The organism is Bradyrhizobium sp. JHI2711 (genome assembly GCF_056156565.1).
Genome location: NZ_JBPZPT010000002.1, coordinates 319741 through 336829, shown reverse-complemented (window position 1 = coordinate 336829; position 17089 = coordinate 319741). Strand labels below are relative to the sequence as shown.

Sequence of the window (17089 nt, the reverse complement as noted above, 5' to 3'; positions counted from 1 at the left end):
GCAAGCCTGGCTCTTTGCACTGCTTATACCGGCCTAAGCACTGGACAGCGAAGGACTTTCGCGGGCATCACTGAATTAGCCGGAATCACCACGACCACTTCTGCCATCCGATATGGAAGGGGATATGACCGAGCAGCCGAACCGCCCGAAAATGGCCGCCGACGGCATCACTGCGCCCCTGCGGTACACCGTGTTCCGGCGAATCTGGCTCGCCAGCCTGCTCTCCAATCTCGGCCTCCTGATCCAGGGCGTGGGTGCGGCTTGGGCGATGACGCAGATGGCGGCCTCGGCAGACAAGGTGGCCCTGGTGCAGACCGCGCTCATGCTGCCGATCATGCTGATCTCGATGCCGGCCGGCGCCATCGCCGACATGTATGACCGCCGCATCGTCAGTGTGATTTCGCTGTCGATCGCGCTGATCGGCGCGAGCGTGCTCACCGTGCTGGCCGGCTTCAACCTGATCACCCCGGAATTGCTGCTCGCCTTCTGCTTCATCGTCGGCAGCGGCAATGCGCTGTTCGGTCCGGCCTGGCAGTCCTCGGTCAGCGAACAAGTGCCGCCCGAGGCATTGGCATCCGCGGTGGCGCTGAACGGCATCAGCTACAACATCGCACGCAGCTTCGGCCCCGCGGTCGGCGGCGTCATCGTCGCTGCGCTTGGGGCGGTGGCCGCGTTTGCCTGCAACGCGATCCTCTATCTGCCGCTGCTGGTGGTGCTGCTGCTCTGGCGCCGCAGCACCGAGGTGTCGCGCCTGCCGCGGGAAAAGCTCAACCGCGCCATGGTCTCGGGCGTGCGCTACATCACCAATTCGCCGCCGATCAAGATCGTGCTGTTGCGCACGCTGGTGATGGGCCTGATCGGCGGCGCGGTGATGGCGCTGATGCCGCTGGTCGCGCGCGACCTCCTGCATGGCGGCGCGCAGATGTATGGCATCATGCTCGGCGCCTTCGGCATGGGCGCGGTGATCGGCGCGCTCAACATCCACGAATTGCGCAAGCGCATGAGCGGCGAGGCCGCGATCCGCGCCTGCACCATCACGATGGCCTTCACCATGGCCGCCCTCGCTTTGAGCACGGAGCCGGTGCTGACGGCGGCCGCGCTGGTGCTAGGCGGCGCAGTCTGGATGGCGGCGATCGCGCTGTTCAATATCGGCGTGCAGCTCTCGGCCCCGCGCTGGGTCGCCGGTCGCTCGCTCGCAGCCTTCCAGGCCGCGATCGCCGGGGGCATCGCGATCGGCGCCTGGGGCTGGGGCCATCTCACCGACTATGCCGGCGTCGAGATCGCATTGCTGACCTCGGCCGGCCTGATGCTGATCTCGCCGCTGCTCGGCATCTGGCTCACGATGCCGCGTGTCGGCGCCCGCAACGAGGATGCGGACATGCTGGCCGATCCCGAGGTGAGGCTGTCGCTGACAGGGCGCAGCGGCCCGCTCGTGGTCGAGATCGAATATCGGGTTGCGCAAGAGAATGCGCGCGCGTTCCACAACGTGATGCAGGACGTGCAGCTCTCGCGCCAGCGCAACGGTGCCTATGGCTGGTCGATCGCGCGCGACATCGCCGATCCCGAGCTGTGGACCGAGCGCTATCACTGCCCGACCTGGCTCGACTATTTGCGTCAGCGCAACCGTGCGACCCAGTCCGAACGCGCGCTGCATCAGCAGGCGATCGATTTCCACATCGGTCCCGAGCCGGTGCGGATCCGCCGCATGCTGGAGCGCCCATTCGGTTCGGTGCGCTGGAAGGACGACACGCCGGACCGCGCCAACAGCGAGGTGCTGCCGGTGGTCGCGACCGCGGCGGGAAGCAGTACGTAGGCCTCTCGTCATTCCGAGGCGCGCCGTAAGGTGCGAACCCGGAATCCATTTATCGCAGGAGTTGGTCGCGCGATGGATTCTCAGGTGCGCAGTTGCGCACCATAGTTCGCGCTTCGCGCGCCCCGGAATGACGATCACTGCCCGTGCTGGGTCAGCACCTTGTCGCAGGCCTTGCTCAGCTTGGTGCGGTTCTGCTTCAGGCAGGCCAGCACGGCACCGTCGCCATTGTCCATTACGGGACGGCAGAAGCGCGTGACGTCGCGCGCGCAGGCATCATGGCCGGGCTGCTGTTGCGCGGAGGCGCTCGATGCGCACAGGAGCAAGGAAATAACGAAAAGCAGTCTGGTCATCGCGCAATTGCCTCTTACCCGGAAAGACGTGCGGGCGAAGCTAGTGCGACGATCCCGCACCTGCAACGGCTTTGTTGACTAGCTGCAGGGCGCCGCCGCATCACCCCGGCTTCATGCCGGGGGGCATGACGAGGGGAGCTGCAGCGTCTTGGTTACTGTGTGTCCTGAGCGTCAGCGACCTTGCGCGAGGCGCCCTTGGCGAGGGTCTTGTCCATCACCGCGCGGCATCCGGCGCTGAGGTCCGAGCGATGCTTGATCATGCACGCGGTGATCTTCGGGATATTGGGGATCTCGGCCGAGCAGAGACGGAAGGCATCGCCCGTGCACATCTGCTGCGCCTCGGCCGAGAAGGCGAAGCTCGCGCCCGTCGAAGCGATCGAGACGATGGCGGCAAAGCCCAGGGCCAGGCTGGTGTCGCGGATCTTGCCGGTAAACGACTTGGTCATTTGAAGCTCCCGTTGGCGCCGCCTCAGCGGGCCCGTTGTCGATGGGAGCTACGATGCTCCGGCAAAACCGTTTCCACTGTGATGACGCTCACGGGAGACCCACCCTCTGTGACCTCAGTCACTCTAGCGCACCCCACTGAAATTCCTTCGCAACCGCTGTCGTGTTGGTGTCACGTTAACTCTTACTTCGCATTAATGGCTCGTCGCGCGGGAAATTCCGCCGGTTTGGTTGCGTAATTGGAAAGAGTAACGATGCGTAATGCGTTGGGCCTGATGCTGGCCAGTGTAGTTGCGGCGGTCGTGATCGCCGCCGGCGGTTGGTTTTATTATTCCGCGCGCGCCGACCAGGGCGCTCCCAAGACAGTTGCCGCCCGTGCCGCCGACCCATTGCCGGCACAGGCGAAGCTCGCCGCCAAGGACGACGTCGAGACCACCGCGGCCGTCGCGGCCAAGCCGGCCGCAGCAGCTCCAGCACCTGCCCCCGTGCCGGTCATGCCGATGCAGCCGAAGCAGGCCTGCGCCAATCCGAACGCGCTGGGCGTGTCCCGCGTCGTCGAGATCGACACGACGGGCGGCCCCGGCTTCGGCTTCGAGCATTTCAAGCAGTTCGACTTCCTGACCGAGAAGGAGGTCGTGCTGACCTTCGACGACGGTCCGTGGCCGGTCAACACGCCCACGGTGCTGAAGGCGCTCGCGGACGAATGCACCAAGGGCCTGTTCTTCTCGGTCGGCAAGCACGCGACCTACCATCCGGAGATCCTGAAGCAGGTGCTGGCCCAGGGCCACACGGTGGGCACGCACACCTGGTCGCATGTCAATCTGAACAGCAAGAAGTTGACCGAGCAGCAGGTCAAGGACGAGGTTGAGAAGGGCTTCAGCGCAGTGAAATTCGCGCTCGGCACCAACCCGGCGCCGTTCTTCCGCTTTCCGCAGCTTCAGCACAATCCCGCGATGGTGAGCTATTTCGGCACCCGCAACGTCGCGATGTTCTCGACCGAAATCGACTCCTTCGACTTCAGGAAGGGCGCGACGCCGGAGAAGATCGTCGAGACCGTGATGACGAGGCTGGACAAGCTCGGCAAGGGCATCATCCTGATGCACGACTTCCAGAAGAACACGGGCCTCGCCCTGCCGACGCTGCTCGCGCGGCTGAAGGCCGGCGGTTACAAGGTCGTGCAGATGAAGGCCAAGACGAGCCTCCAGACGCTGCCGGAATATGACGAGGCGCTGATGAAGGACATGAAGGTGCCGACCGCAGGCACGAACTCCCGTCCGATCGCGAGCGTCGTGCAAACGATCTCGCAGTAAGCGCCAAATCCAAAACTCTTGCGTCATGGCCGGGCTTGTCCCGGCCATCCACGTTTTAGGATCAGGCGCGACGACGTGGATGCCCGGGTCAAGCCCGGGCATGACGGCGAGATCAGGGTACAGGTCGGCGCCTCACCAATAGATGCCGTGGCGATGCAGCTCGCTGATGATGCGGCGCTCGGTCCAGCTGCGCTTGGGCTTCGGCTTGTCCGCCTTTGCCGTGGTCTTGGCGGCGGGCTTGGGCGTCGTGACCGGCGCGGAGGCCGTCGCCGGTGTGGTGACCGTCGGAGTGGTCGCCACTGTCGGCGCGGAGAGCGACACCGCCGGCGGACGATCATGATATTTCTGAACCTCGGTGGCCGGCGCGGCTTCGCTCACCTGCGCCGTCACGGTGCTCGCCGATGTCGTGGTTTGCGGAGTGGAGGTCTGTTCGCCTGCCGCCGCCAGCGACAGACCGCGGGAGCCGCCTGCCTGGGCGGAGGCCGAAGCCAGCAGCATGGCGGCAATCAGAATGATCTTGCGCATGTGAAGTCTCCCCGTGTTGGCGTGACAGGACGTTAGGGGAGCCATGTCTGCGATTATGTGATCGCGATCACGCAGCCGAGCGAGCCCTGATGCAGGCTGATGCCTGGTCATCGGAGCGCTTGGGGTCGGATGAACCGGGGCGCTGGTGCCGCAAGAGGGATTCGAACCCCCGACCCCGTCATTACGAATGACGTGCTCTACCGACTGAGCTATTGCGGCGAACCTGCCGGGACCAAAGCAATGCCGGCCCCGATACGCGCGCCCCTGATATCGGGCATGGCCCGAATTGGCAAGGACAAGCGGGAGGCGAAATACCGCTCACGCGCCCCAGCGGGACCAGAATCCGCGCCAGCCGCCCGCCTGGGCTTTGGGCGTGCCGATTTGTTCCGTAAATTCGTCGCTTGGGCCGTCGTCGTCGATCCCGGGATCGTCCGGTGCGCGGACGATCGGGATGACGGTTTGGGTCGGCGCCGAGGCGGGCTTGCTGAGGTCGGCCCGGGTCCGGAAGACCGGCGTCGGCGCCGGCGGCGATGATTCGGCGGGCGCCGGAGCCGGATTCGCCGGCTCGGCGGGCGTGACGACCGGCTCGTCGACCTTCGCAGTTTGCTCCCCAGTCTCCTCGGCCACTTCCTTGGTAGCCTCCTTCGCGGCGTCCTTGGCGTGAGGGGGTGAATTGTCCTGCGCGGCCGGTGCCGGCAGCGGGGCCACCTCCGGCGGTTCCACCGCGGCTTCGCTGGGAGCGGCGGTCACCCGCTTCGGCGGCGGAGCGGCCAGCATGGCTTCCTCGAAGGCCGAGGATTCGAGCGTGGGGCCCTTGTCCGAGGGCAGGCTCGCGACCGGCGCCTGCCACTGGAACGCATCGAGGCGGCCGGTGACCGGGGAGACCGGACGCCAGCGGTCGCTGACATAGCCGTCCGCGGTCCAGGCGGGATCGAGCCGGGCGCGCACCGCGCGCAAGGTCCAGGCGCGGGCGCGGCCGCCGTCACCATGCTCTGTGCGCTCGATCTCGGCCATCAGCAGCGCGACGCGCTGGGTCGGATCCTTGAGATAAGGCGCGAGCACCTCGCGCGCGCGGGCGAACTCCGAGGCCTCGATCGCAGCGCGCGCGATTGCGAGCTGCCCTTCGACATAACCGGGCTTGTCGGCGGGGGTCTTCGCGGCGAGATTTTCTACCCGCTGCAAGCGGTGCCATGCGGAATCGCCGAGCTTCACATGCGCATAGGCATCCGCGAGATCGGGATGCGGATTGGCGAGCCAGGCGGCTTCCACCAGCTTCATGGCGCGGCGCACCTGATGCGCCTCGCTCTCGAATTTTGCCGCGAGCACGGCCGCCGGCACCAAGGTCGGCGCGAGCTTGACCGCCTCCAGCACGCTCTCGCGCGCGACGTCGCGGTCCATCGTTTCCAGCTCCAGCGCACGCGCGGCGAGCAGCACACCGCGCTGCCGGCGATAGGTCTGCTTGTCGATCAGGCCCGCGGACAGGTTCGAATCGAGGATCGCGAGCGCGCCGCTCCAGTCGCCGCGCGCACAGCGGAAGCCGAGCACCGCGTGCGAAGCCCAGGTCGCGGACGGCGACAGCTTGATCGCTTCCTCCGCGATCATCACGGCGCCGACCGCATCATCGGCGCGCTGCGCCTCGATGAAGAGACCGCGCAGGCCGAGCAGCCGCGTGTCCTCGCGTTCGGCCATGGCGCGGAAGACGCGTTGCGCCTCGTCGCGATTGCCTTCGAGCTGCGCCGACTGCGCGTGCAAAAGCAGTGCGAGCGGATCGTTCGGTGCATGCCGCCGCGCCGCCTCGGCGTGCCGGCGCGCGAGCGCGGAATCGCCGTGGCCGATCGCGAGCAGGCCATGGGTGATGGCGTGACGGCCGCGGGCATGGCGCTTGTCATGACGGCGTCGGCGCAAGCGCCCCGGCATGCGCCAGATCATCGTCAGGATGCTCCAGACCAGCACGACGGAAGCGGCGAAGAGGCCGAGCAAGAACACGAACCTCGGCAGCGTCGTCGAGATGCGGAAGCTGCCCGCGGTCAGGACGAGATCACCGGACTGGTCGGCGACCCAGGCCGCGCCGGCCGCCGCCAGTGCGATCAAGACGAGAAAGAGGACGATGCGAAGCATGGCGATCCCTATACGCGCCGATTGTTGCGCGAATCTTATTGAGTAGATTTGGCGAGATCCGCCATGGCATCGTCGGCGAATTTGCGGGACGCGGCGAGCGCGGCGTCGCGGGCGTCGGCTTTGTCGAGCCAGGCCTGCGCCGGAGCACGATCAGCCTCGGGCAGCGTCTTCAGCTCGCGCCGCGCTTCGGCGAAATCGCTACGGAGCGCCGCCGCCGTGACGCGCGTCACGATGGCGCCGCGATCGTTGCCGACGCCATCGGTGCGCTCGATCCGCACGAGCTTTGACGCGCCGGCCTGGAGCCGCTCGACAATGCCGGCCTCGCTCGACGGAGCTTCAGCCGGCGGCGACAGCTTCGGCACGATATTGAGGAGCTCGCGGCTCAGCGCCGCCGATGTCGGGATGCCGGACGATGCAAACGCCTCGAGCGGCTTGAGCATATCGGGCTTGGTCGCCAGCGACCGCGCCGCCGCCAATTGCGATTGATAGGGATCGCCGTGGCGAACGGCAACGTCGAGCAGGGACGCCGCGACCACATAGCGGAGCGGCTTGTCGTCCATCGTCTTGGCCTCGGCGATCTTCTCGCCCTGCTGCGCAAGCTCGGCCCGCTCGGTCTTGCTCGCGCGCTCGAGCTGGGCGATGCGGTCGGTGAGCGCGGCAAGATCGGGCGCGGCACTCGGCGGCGCGGATTTCGCATCGTTCAGCGCGCTCGCCGTCTTATCGAACTGTGCGCGCAAATTGGCGATGTCGCCGCGCAGTGCGCTCGCCGCTTTCTCCAACGCGTCGATCCGCGCGACTTGGGCCGGATCGGCCGCCGGCCTCGCGGCCCTGGCTTCGACCGCGGCAACGCGTCCGCTCAGCGCATCGACGGTCGCACTGGTGACCTGCGGCGCGGCCGGCGGGGCCTGCACCGCGGGCCAGCCCAGCATCCAGCCGACTGCGATCACGACCGCAGCCGCGGCAACGCCGGAGAACGGCGCGATGACCCAGGGCGAAATCGGCGCCGATACAAGCACCGCCGCGGAGGCCTGCTGCTCTGCAGATTCGGACTGAGGCTCGGCCTTGACCTGTTCCGAGCCGGGCTCTTCCACCCTGGCCTGCTCCTGCGCGACATGCTCGGATGCCTCGGGCTCGCCCGCGACCTGCTGCGGCTGGGTCGAGACTTCCGTCGCCTCGAGGTCGATGGTGGGCGGGGTGCGCTTGGCACGACCCGGATCGGGCGCCAATCCAGCGTCTTCAGGCTTGTCGTCGGCCATCGTGACGGTTCCTCACACTTCCATACCAGGGTGGATTAGATTGCGTCGGATTCGGCCCGACCTTTACGCCAAACGGGTCCGCAACGCACGCTCCAAGGTGTCGAATAAGGCAGTTTCGTCCGGCGTTGCGGCCACCAGAACCTGTGACGCGCCGGCATCGCGCAGCACGCCCGCAACGGTCTCGGACAGGCAGCAATGCGGGATCGCCAGCGCCGAAATTTCGACACCTTCGTCCCGCGCCGCATCGAGGAACGCACGTGCGCTGCGCCGGGAGTAGTGCAGCACCGCCTCGATCCCGTGGGCGGCAAAGCCCTCGCACACCTCGCGCGGCAGATGCTTCACCGGCGCCATGCGGTAGGTCGTCTGCGTCACCACGCGGAAACCTCCCGCGCCGAGCTCGCCGCCAAGATCGCGCGACAGATCCGCGCCCGCCAGATACAACAGCGTGCTGTTTTTCTTCAGCACCTTGTCGCGCGCGCTCTGCATCACCTTGTCGCGCAAGGACGCGGCGTCGCCCCCGGCGACGATCACCTTGGCAAAACCAGCCTCTCGCGCCGCTGCAGCCGTATGTTCGCCGACCGCGAACAATGGCAGCTCCAGCAGACCGAGGTCCGGCAATTGCGGCGCTATGGCGCGAATCGCGTTGGCCGAGGTGACGAGAACGGCATCATAAGAAACTTCGCTCTCGCCTTGGAAGGCGACCGGCTCGAGCTTGAGCGCCGGCGCAAGCAGTACCGCATGCCCGCGCGTGCGCAGATTGTCCGCCGTCGCCGCATTGTCGGGATGCGGCCGTGTGACAAGAATGGACATCGCTGCTGTTCCCGGACCATTTGGCGGTAACGCATTGACCAGAACGGCTGCGCGTGACGATTGCGCAAGCCGACCCCGGGATGCTACCGGACGTACCAGAACTCTGCTTTATGGATGAGCGCAAGGGCGCAAATTGGATAACAATTCGCCAATGCTGGTGCTGGGCATCGAAACCACCTGCGACGAGACCGCCGCGGCCGTGATCGAACGCGCGGCCGACGGCAAGGGCAAGATCCTGTCCAACATCGTGCGGTCGCAGATCGAGGAGCATGCCCGCTTCGGCGGCGTGGTGCCGGAGATCGCCGCGCGCGCGCATGTCGACGTGCTCGATGGGATCATCGACCGCGCCATGAACGAGGCCGGCATCGATTATGCTCAGCTCGACGGCGTCGCGGCGGCCGCGGGGCCCGGGCTGATCGGCGGCGTCATCGTCGGACTCACCACCGCGAAGGCGATCGCGATGGTGCACGACACGCCGCTGGTCGCGGTGAATCATCTCGAAGCGCATGCGCTGACGCCGCGTCTCACCGACGGCATCGAATTTCCCTATTGCCTGTTCCTCGCCTCCGGCGGCCATACCCAGATCGTCGCAGTCACCGGTGTCGGCCAGTATGTGCGGCTCGGCACCACGGTCGACGACGCCATCGGCGAGGCCTTCGACAAGGTCGCGAAGATGCTGGGCCTGCCCTATCCCGGCGGCCCGCAGGTCGAGCGCGCGGCGGCAGGCGGCGATGCCACGCGCTTTGCGTTTCCCCGGCCGATGCAGGGGCGCCCCGATGCCAATTTCTCGCTGTCGGGACTGAAGACGGCGGTGCGCACCGAAGCGAGCCGGCTGGCCGAGCTCATGCCGCAGGACATCAGCGATCTCTGCGCGAGCTTCCAGGCCGCCGTGCTCGATTCAACGGCCGACCGGCTGAGCGTCGGCCTGAAGCTTTTCCGCGAGCAGTTCGGCGCACCGCGCGCGCTGGTCGCCGCCGGCGGCGTTGCCGCCAATCAGGCGATCCGCGGCGCGCTTGACGATGTCGCGAAGCAGGCCGGGACGCAGCTGATCATGCCACCACCCGCGCTGTGCACCGACAACGGCGCCATGATCGCCTGGGCCGGCGCCGAGCGCCTGGCGCTTGGCCTGACCGACACGATGGACGCGCAGCCGCGCGCACGCTGGCTGCTCGATGCCAACGCGACCGCGCCCGCGGGCTACGGCAAGACTCGGGCGGGATATTGAATGAGCAGACGCTGCCACGGGCTCCCCTTCACCTCGCCCCGCTTGCGGGGAGAGGTCGGATTGCATCAGAGATGCAATCCGGGTGAGGGGGACTCTCCGCGAGTCTCTCTGTCACCGTCCCCGCTGAGACTGCCCCTCACCCCGACCCTCTCCCCGCAAGCGGGGCGAGGGAGTGGAGGGATCGCGCAATGACCGCGTTCCAATCCGTCGCAGTGATCGGCGCGGGCGCCTGGGGTACGGCGCTGGCGACGGTGGCGGCGCGAGCAGGGCGAAACGTGACGCTGTGGGCACGCAATGCCGAGCACGCCGCGCGGATCGCATCGACGCGCGACAATCCGCGGCTGCCCGGGATTCGGATCGTGCCTGAGCTCGTCGTGACGAGCGATCTGGCGCTCGCCGCGCGTGCCGACATGCTGCTGATTGCGACGCCGGCGCAACATTTGCGCGGCGCGGTCAACATGCTGGCCTCGCACATCACGAAGGCGGTGCCGATCGTCGCCTGCGCCAAGGGTATCGAGCACGGCACCCATAAGTTCATGACGGACGTGATCGCCGAGGCCGCGCCGCACGCGCAGCCGGCGATCCTGTCGGGGCCGAGCTTTGCCGACGATGTCGCACGCGGCCTGCCGACGGCAGTGACCCTGGCGGCAAGCGATGAGGCGCTCGCCAGCAGCCTGGTGCAGGCGCTGGGCTCGCCGACATTCCGCCCCTATCACTCCACCGACATTCGCGGCGTCGAGATCGGCGGCGCCGCCAAGAATGTGCTGGCGATCGCGGTCGGCATTGCGGTCGGGCGCAAGCTCGGCGCCTCCGCGCAGGCGGCGCTCACGACCCGCGGCTTTGCCGAGCTGACGCGCCTCGGCCGTGCGCTCGGCGCACGCAGCGAGACGCTCACCGGCCTGTCGGGCCTCGGTGATCTCATTCTGACCTGCTCGAGCCCGCAATCGCGCAACTTCGCGCTCGGCCTCGCGCTCGGCCGCGGCGAGCAGCCTCCCGCCGGCAAGCTCGCCGAGGGCGAGTTCACCGCCCCCGTGCTGATCGAGCTCGCCGCTTCGCAAAACATCGAGTTGCCGGTATCTGAGGCGGTCGCATCGATCCTGAGCGGCAAAAGCACGATCGATGCCGCGATCTCGGCGCTGATGACGCGCCCCTTCAAGGCAGAGGAATAAGCATGGCGTACTGGCTCGTGAAATCCGAACCGTCGGTGTGGTCCTGGGACCAGCAGGTTGCGAAGGGCGCCAAGGGCGAGGCCTGGACCGGCGTGCGCAATTTCACCGCGCGTCAGAACCTCGTGAACATGAAGAAGGGCGACAAGGCGTTCTTCTATCATTCCAACGAGGGCAAGGAGATCGTCGGCATCGCCGAGATCATCAAGGAGGCCTATCCCGATCCAACCGACAAGACCGGCAAATTCGTCTGCGTCGACATCAAGGCCGACAAGCCCCTGAAGACGCCGGTGACGATGGCCGCGATCAAGGCGGAGAAGAAGCTCGCGGATATGGCGCTGGTGAAATATTCGCGCCTCTCCGTGCAGCCGGTGACGGCAGAGGAGTGGAAGCTCGTCTGCAAGATGGGCGGGATGTAGTTACGTCGTTTCGTAGCCCGGATGGAGCGCAGCGCAATCCGGGAAAGTCTCGATTGAAGCCCGATCCCGGATTACGCTTCGCTCCATCCCGGCTACGATATCCGGGCTTGCGACTCCTCCAGCGCAAACACCTCGCACGGCGCGGCAATGCCGCGCAGCTCATGCGTCCCAAGCGCAACCAGCGGCATCTCCGTCTCGGCGGCGAGCGCGCCCGACACCAGCACCGTCCGGCCCAGCGGCTTGCACAATCCCTCCAGACGGCTGACGAGATTGACGGCGGGGCCGATCGCGGTGAAGTCGAGCCGGTTCGCGGCGCCGATATTGCCCCAGAGCATCTCGCCGAGATGGAGCGCGGCGCCAAACGACAAAGGCGGCAGCCCTTGCGCGCGGCGCTCCTTGTTGAGATACGTCATCCCGGCTTCGGCTGCGCTTGCCGCGCGCAAAGCAGCGTCACAGGCGCGGCGCGGGGACGCCTCGAGCACCGGAAAGATCGCGAGCACGCCGTCGCCGATGAATTTCAGCACCTCGCCGCCGAAGGCGTGAACCGCGCCGGCGATGCGATCGAACCAGGCATCGAGCGCCGCAATGACATCGGCCGGCGGTGTCGTCTCCGACAGGGTCGTGAAATTGCGCAAATCCGCATAGAGCAGTGCGGCCTGGATGGTCTCGCCGAGATCGCGGCGCAGAGGCGCCGCCAGTACCCGCTCCGCGCTGCGCGTGCCAAGGTATGCATCGAGCGTTGCCCGCAAGGTGGCGCGCGCGGCGAGCACGGCCAGCGGCGTTGCGGCGAAACGCGCGGCCTGACGCAATTGCTCGATCTCATCCGCCGTGAACGGACGCGGCCCGATCCAGCCGAGCAGCGGGCCATCGGGCCGTCCGGCGACATCTTCATGCACCTCGCCGCCCGCGATATCGCGCAGCCAGCGGCGGCCGGCGTCGTCGGGTGGATCGGGCGCGAGGCCGCCCGGCGCGAAGCCGAGCGCTTCGATCACCTGGCCGCTGTCGGCACGCCACAGCCAGGTCCGCTTCGCGATCAGCGGATGCGGCACCTCCAGCGTCAGGGCGCCTGCCGCGAGCGGAATGCCGTCGGCGACCAGATGCGCGCCGAGCTCCGCGAGCAGGTGGTCGGCCCCGCGGCAATCCGAGGCCGCATCGAGGAGCCAGGCGAGGGTCGGCGAGAGCTGCATCCGGCGATCATGGCGAAACAGGGCCGTCTTTGCCACGGGCAATCCTTGACGGAGCGCAGAGCCACCGCCATGTCCCATCGTCAGACCAGGGATGATCGCCGATGCCCGAACCCTTTATAGTGCGACGCGAGACCCAGATCGCGGCCCCGCGCGCCACCGTCTTCGCCTACCTCACCGACCCCGAAAAGATACTGAGCTGGATGGGCTCCGACGCAACCACGGAGCCTTATCCCGGCGGGCTCTACCTGCTCAAGGGCGTCAGCCCGGACGGCGCCGCCGCCCGCGGCGCGTTCCGCGAGGTCGTGCCGGTGCATCGTCTGGCCTATACGTTCGGGTGGGAGGGCGGTCAGGAAGTGCCGCCCGGCTCGAGCCTGATCGAGATCGACCTGATCGAGCAGGACGGCGGCACGCTGCTGCGCATGACCCATAGCGGCCTGCCGAACGAAGCGCAGGCGGCCGCTCATGCAACGGGTTGGGCGCACTACCTTAAGCGGCTCACGATCGCAGCCGCAGGCGGCGACCCCGGTCCTGACATAGGTGTGTCAGATAATAAGTAGCTCTCGTAGGGTGGGCAAAGGCGCTCTTCGCGCCGTGCCCACCACCCGTCACTATGGGCAAATGGTGGGCACGCTTCGCTTTGCCCACCTTACGAGAGCGGCGCTTCGTTACACTGCTGCCGTCGCCACCACCTGCGCCAGTAACTGCTCGCGCCTGGCCTGCGAGCGCTGACCCGTCATGGTCGCGGCGAAGCGCTCGAGGATGCCCTCCTCGAAGGCGGTGACGATGGTGTCGTGGACGTAGCTCTTGCGGCAGATCGCCGGCGTGTTGGAGAGCTGGTCGGCGGCGGCGCGGATCGCATCCAGCACCTGCTTCTTGCGGCCGCGCTGGCTGCTCGCCGGCGTGATCCGCGACAGCGATTCCACCACGACGGCGGACGCCATCAGCGTGCGGAAATCCTTCAGGGAAATCTTGATGCCGGCGATCTCGCGCAGAAACGCGTTCACCTGGGTGGTGTTGACCGCGCGCACGATGCCGGAGGCATCGCGATACTGGAACATGCGCTTGCCGGGAACGCTCTGCAAAATGCCGATGGCGCGCACCAGCTTGGCGGCGTCGCACTCCTTGCGCACCGCCTTGCCGCCCTTGGCCTTGAAGCTGAGCACGAAGCAATCGTCTTCCAGAGTGACGTTGGACTTCAGCAGCGTGGTCGCGCCGCGGGTGCCGTTGAGGCGGGCGTAGGATTCATTGCCGGGGCGGATCGCGGTGCGCGCGATCAGCTCGATCACGGCCGAGAGCGCGAACTCGCGCGTCGGCTCGTCCCCTGACAGGAACGCCGAGACCTTGCGCCGGATTTTCGGCAGCGCGCCGACGAGCTTTGCCAGGCGATGCGCCTTGCGCTGCTCGCGGACCTTCTCCCAGTCGGCGTGGTAGCGGTATTGCAGCCGGCCCGCGGCATCGCGGCCGACGGCCTGCAGATGCGAGTTCGGGTCGGCGGAGTAGCGCACCTCGCGATAGGCCGGCGGCACCGCCATGGAATGCAGCCGCCGGATGGTGCGGGCGTCGCGGATATGCGCACCGTTGGGGCGGACGAAGGAATAGCCCTTGCCGCGCCTGATACGACGGATGGTCAGCTCGTTCTGGTCGCCGAGCCGCAAGCCGAGCTCCTTGGCGAGGGCCTCGACCGTCGCCGCAGGCGCCGCGTCGTAGGTCTTCTTGGGGCTCGGGCGCCTGAAACCGGTCGGTTTCGGCCATTGTCCGAGGGCCTTGGCCAGGGCAATGGCTGCAGGATCGGCTGAAGCGGGCCGTATCGTCCCGAGATTCTGCTGATCCATCATGGTCTTACGCCTCAGCTCCTGTCCTGTTGTCGATCAATGCCGCTGTTGTGATTTTTGTTCCGAGGAGTCTCTTTGAACCCGGGTTGGCCATTTAGGGTGTTCCGAACACGAATGCGAGTCCCGAATCAGTGAGAAGAGGTTGCTAAATACCTCTCCTCGGCGCATGGGGGCTCTGCGGTCTCTGTTCTGGCGGTTTGGGTGAAGAGCCGGAAAGTGCTCGTCGGCCCTGTTTCAGATTTGCGACAGCGGGCCTTCCGGAGCTTGATTCTCCGCATGGCCGGCTGCCCGTCGAAGGTCCAGCTTGTGCTCCTTGTCGGGTCCGGTTAGCCCGACGCATAATCCATCAAATGATGATGTCGGCATTGCCTGAGCTTGCCGCATGTGGAGGGAAGCATGTCCGAGAAGATCTACGATATCCCCGCGGAGTGGGCGAAGCGCGCCTGGGTCGACCAGGCCAAGTACAAGGAGATGTACGCCCGTTCGATCTCGGACCCGAACGGTTTCTGGGCGGAGCAGGCCAAGCGCATCGACTGGATGAAGGCGCCGACGAAAATCGAGAACGTCTCGTTCGCGCCGGGCAACATCTCGATCAAATGGTTCGAGGACGGCATCCTGAACGTCGCCTACAATTGCATCGACCGGCATCTCGCCAAACGCGCCAACCAGACCGCGATCATCTGGGAGGGCGACGATCCCTCGCAGTCCAAGCACATCACCTACAAAGAGCTGCATGACGAGGTCTGCCGGATGGCCAACATCCTGCGCACCCGCAACGTCGGGAAGGGCGACCGCGTCACCATCTACCTGCCGATGATTCCGGAAGCTGCTTACGCAATGCTGGCCTGCGCGCGGATCGGCGCGATCCACTCCGTGGTGTTCGCGGGCTTCTCACCTGACAGCCTCGCCCAACGCATCAACGACTGCCAATCCAAGGTGATCATCACCGCGGACGAAGGCCTACGCGGCGGCAAGAAGGTGCCGCTGAAGGCCAATGTCGATGCGGCGCTTGGCAAGGCCGACGGCGTCGACTGGGTCGTCGTGGTCAAGCGCACCGGCGCCAAGGTCGACATGAACCCCACGCGCGACCTCTGGTACCACGAGGCCGCGGCGATGGTGACCACGGAATGCCCGGTCGAGCACATGCACGCCGAGGATCCGCTGTTCATCCTCTACACGTCGGGCTCGACCGGCCAACCCAAGGGCGTGCTGCACACCTCCGGCGGCTATCTCGTATTCGCCTCGATGACGCATCAATACGTCTTCGACTATCACGACGGCGACATCTACTGGTGCACCGCCGACGTCGGCTGGGTCACCGGCCACAGCTACATCCTCTATGGGCCGCTCGCCAACGGCGCGACCACGCTGATGTTCGAGGGCGTGCCCAATTATCCGGATAATTCGCGGTTCTGGAACGTCATCGACAAGCACAAAGTCAACATCTTCTACACCGCGCCGACCGCAATCCGCGCGCTGATGCAGTCCGGCGACGAACCGGTGAAGAAGACCTCGCGCGCCTCGCTCCGCCTGCTCGGCTCGGTCGGCGAGCCCATCAATCCCGAAGCCTGGGAGTGGTATCACCGCGTCGTCGGCGACGACCGCTGCCCGATCGTCGACACGTGGTGGCAGACCGAGACCGGCGGCATCCTGATCACGCCGCTGCCGGGCGCGACCAAGCTGAAGCCCGGCTCGGCGACGCAACCGTTCTTCGGCGTGGTGCCTGAGATCGTCGATGCCGACGGCAAGGTGCTGGAAGGCGAAACATCAGGCAATCTCTGCCTGACGCGGTCCTGGCCCGGCCAGATGCGCACGGTCTACGGCGACCACGCCCGCTTCGAACAAACTTACTTCTCGACCTACAAGGGCAAATACTTCACCGGCGACGGCTGCCGCCGCGACGCCGACGGCTATTACTGGATCACCGGCCGCGTCGACGACGTCATCAACGTCTCCGGCCACCGCATGGGCACCGCCGAAGTCGAGAGCGCGCTGGTCGCGCATGAGAAGGTGTCGGAAGCCGCCGTCGTCGGCTTCCCGCACGACATCAAGGGTCAGGGCATCTACGCCTATGTCACCCTGATGGCCGGCGTGCAGCCGAGCGACGAGTTGCGCAAGGAGCTCGTGACCTGGGTGCGCAAGGAGATCGGCCCGATCGCCTCGCCCGACCAGATCCAGTTCGCCCCGGGCCTGCCCAAGACCCGCTCCGGCAAGATCATGCGCCGCATCCTGCGCAAGATCGCCGAGGACGAGCCGGGCAGCCTCGGCGACACCTCGACGCTCGCCGATCCCGCCGTTGTCGATGATCTCGTCAAGAACCGGCAGAACAAGAAGTCGGCGTAAGGCGAGTTCGTGCCCCGGACGCAGCGCAGCGCTCCTTCAGCGGTGCGCTGCTGAGCCGGGGCCCATCTAAACGTCAGAACGTGTAGCTTCCTGGATCCCGGCTCTGCGCAGCAGCGTTTCACGCTGCAGCGCATCCGGGACACGCGATTAGTTTTCGCGTCAGCGCGCCCTCTCAACCAACGGCCATTCACACCCTCACGCTGCTGTCAGCGGGCGCGGCAGCGCGCCTGCATCTTTCCCGTCGAGTGTTGTTTTCTGGTCATTTACTTTATTTCGAACATTTCCTTTGTT

Annotated in this window: 15 protein-coding genes and 1 tRNA gene; 7 read left to right on the top strand and 9 right to left on the bottom strand. The window is 66.5% G+C overall.

Going from position 1 to position 17089, the window contains the following annotated elements:
• Positions 1 to 124 precede the first annotated feature (124 nt).
• Positions 125 to 1813, top strand: a complete 1689-nt coding sequence (locus tag ACTEK7_RS14115; protein WP_225148229.1) for an MFS transporter — start codon at positions 125 to 127, stop codon at positions 1811 to 1813.
• Between the two features lie 134 nt (positions 1814 to 1947).
• Here the strand turns inward: ACTEK7_RS14115 and ACTEK7_RS14110 are convergent, their stop codons facing one another.
• Positions 1948 to 2163, bottom strand: a complete 216-nt coding sequence (locus tag ACTEK7_RS14110) for a hypothetical protein (protein ID WP_036002903.1) — start codon at positions 2161 to 2163, stop codon at positions 1948 to 1950.
• A gap of 152 nt (positions 2164 to 2315) precedes the next feature.
• On the bottom strand, positions 2316 to 2609 hold the full coding sequence (locus ACTEK7_RS14105; protein WP_036038816.1) for a hypothetical protein: 294 nt from the start codon (positions 2607 to 2609) through the stop codon (positions 2316 to 2318).
• 252 nt (positions 2610 to 2861) lie between these two features.
• Here ACTEK7_RS14105 and ACTEK7_RS14100 point away from each other — a divergent pair, with 252 nt between their 5' ends.
• A complete protein-coding gene (locus ACTEK7_RS14100; protein ID WP_036002909.1) occupies positions 2862 to 3917 on the top strand; it encodes a polysaccharide deacetylase family protein in 1056 nt (351 codons plus the stop codon).
• Between the two features lie 132 nt (positions 3918 to 4049).
• Here ACTEK7_RS14100 and ACTEK7_RS14095 read toward each other — a convergent pair whose 3' ends face one another.
• The 5 genes from ACTEK7_RS14095 to ACTEK7_RS14075 all read right to left on the bottom strand — a co-directional run bounded on the left by ACTEK7_RS14095 (position 4050) and on the right by ACTEK7_RS14075 (position 8626).
• Positions 4050 to 4442: a hypothetical protein gene (locus ACTEK7_RS14095; RefSeq protein ID WP_036024216.1), complete on the bottom strand. Its 393-nt coding sequence runs from the start codon at positions 4440 to 4442 to the stop codon at positions 4050 to 4052.
• 143 nt (positions 4443 to 4585) lie between these two features.
• Positions 4586 to 4661 (bottom strand) — tRNA-Thr (locus tag ACTEK7_RS14090).
• 99 nt (positions 4662 to 4760) lie between these two features.
• Positions 4761 to 6560 carry a heme biosynthesis HemY N-terminal domain-containing protein gene (locus tag ACTEK7_RS14085; RefSeq protein WP_225148228.1) on the bottom strand — a complete coding sequence of 600 codons (1800 nt, stop codon included), beginning with the start codon at positions 6558 to 6560 and terminating at the stop codon, positions 4761 to 4763.
• A gap of 35 nt (positions 6561 to 6595) precedes the next feature.
• Positions 6596 to 7816: a COG4223 family protein gene (locus ACTEK7_RS14080; protein WP_225148227.1), complete on the bottom strand. Its 1221-nt coding sequence runs from the start codon at positions 7814 to 7816 to the stop codon at positions 6596 to 6598.
• Positions 7817 to 7879: 63 nt separating this feature from the next.
• A complete protein-coding gene (locus ACTEK7_RS14075; RefSeq protein ID WP_225148226.1) occupies positions 7880 to 8626 on the bottom strand; it encodes a uroporphyrinogen-III synthase in 747 nt (248 codons plus the stop codon).
• 157 nt (positions 8627 to 8783) lie between these two features.
• Here ACTEK7_RS14075 and tsaD point away from each other — a divergent pair, with 157 nt between their 5' ends.
• From tsaD to ACTEK7_RS14060, 3 genes are all read left to right on the top strand, one after another.
• Positions 8784 to 9851: a tRNA (adenosine(37)-N6)-threonylcarbamoyltransferase complex transferase subunit TsaD gene (gene tsaD, locus ACTEK7_RS14070; protein ID WP_225148249.1), complete on the top strand. Its 1068-nt coding sequence runs from the start codon at positions 8784 to 8786 to the stop codon at positions 9849 to 9851.
• Positions 9852 to 10039: 188 nt separating this feature from the next.
• Positions 10040 to 11020 (top strand): NAD(P)H-dependent glycerol-3-phosphate dehydrogenase, encoded by a 981-nt coding sequence (locus ACTEK7_RS14065; RefSeq protein WP_225148225.1) that lies wholly within the window; start codon positions 10040 to 10042, stop codon positions 11018 to 11020.
• A 2-nt stretch (positions 11021 to 11022) separates the two neighbouring features.
• Entirely contained in the window at positions 11023 to 11436 is a 414-nt protein-coding gene (locus tag ACTEK7_RS14060) for an EVE domain-containing protein (RefSeq protein ID WP_225113176.1), read from the top strand.
• A 92-nt stretch (positions 11437 to 11528) separates the two neighbouring features.
• Here the strand turns inward: ACTEK7_RS14060 and ACTEK7_RS14055 are convergent, their stop codons facing one another.
• Positions 11529 to 12623: an adenylate/guanylate cyclase domain-containing protein gene (locus tag ACTEK7_RS14055; RefSeq protein WP_225148248.1), complete on the bottom strand. Its 1095-nt coding sequence runs from the start codon at positions 12621 to 12623 to the stop codon at positions 11529 to 11531.
• Between the two features lie 101 nt (positions 12624 to 12724).
• Here ACTEK7_RS14055 and ACTEK7_RS14050 point away from each other — a divergent pair, with 101 nt between their 5' ends.
• On the top strand, positions 12725 to 13180 hold the full coding sequence (locus ACTEK7_RS14050; protein ID WP_036024228.1) for an SRPBCC family protein: 456 nt from the start codon (positions 12725 to 12727) through the stop codon (positions 13178 to 13180).
• A 108-nt stretch (positions 13181 to 13288) separates the two neighbouring features.
• Here the strand turns inward: ACTEK7_RS14050 and ACTEK7_RS14045 are convergent, their stop codons facing one another.
• Positions 13289 to 14458, bottom strand: coding sequence for a DNA topoisomerase IB (locus ACTEK7_RS14045; protein ID WP_225148224.1), 1170 nt, complete (start codon positions 14456 to 14458; stop codon positions 13289 to 13291).
• Positions 14459 to 14851: 393 nt separating this feature from the next.
• On the opposite strand from ACTEK7_RS14045, the gene acs reads away from it, so the two are divergent.
• Positions 14852 to 16798, top strand: a complete 1947-nt coding sequence (acs, locus tag ACTEK7_RS14040; protein WP_225135575.1) for an acetate--CoA ligase — start codon at positions 14852 to 14854, stop codon at positions 16796 to 16798.
• Positions 16799 to 17089: the final 291 nt, after the last annotated feature.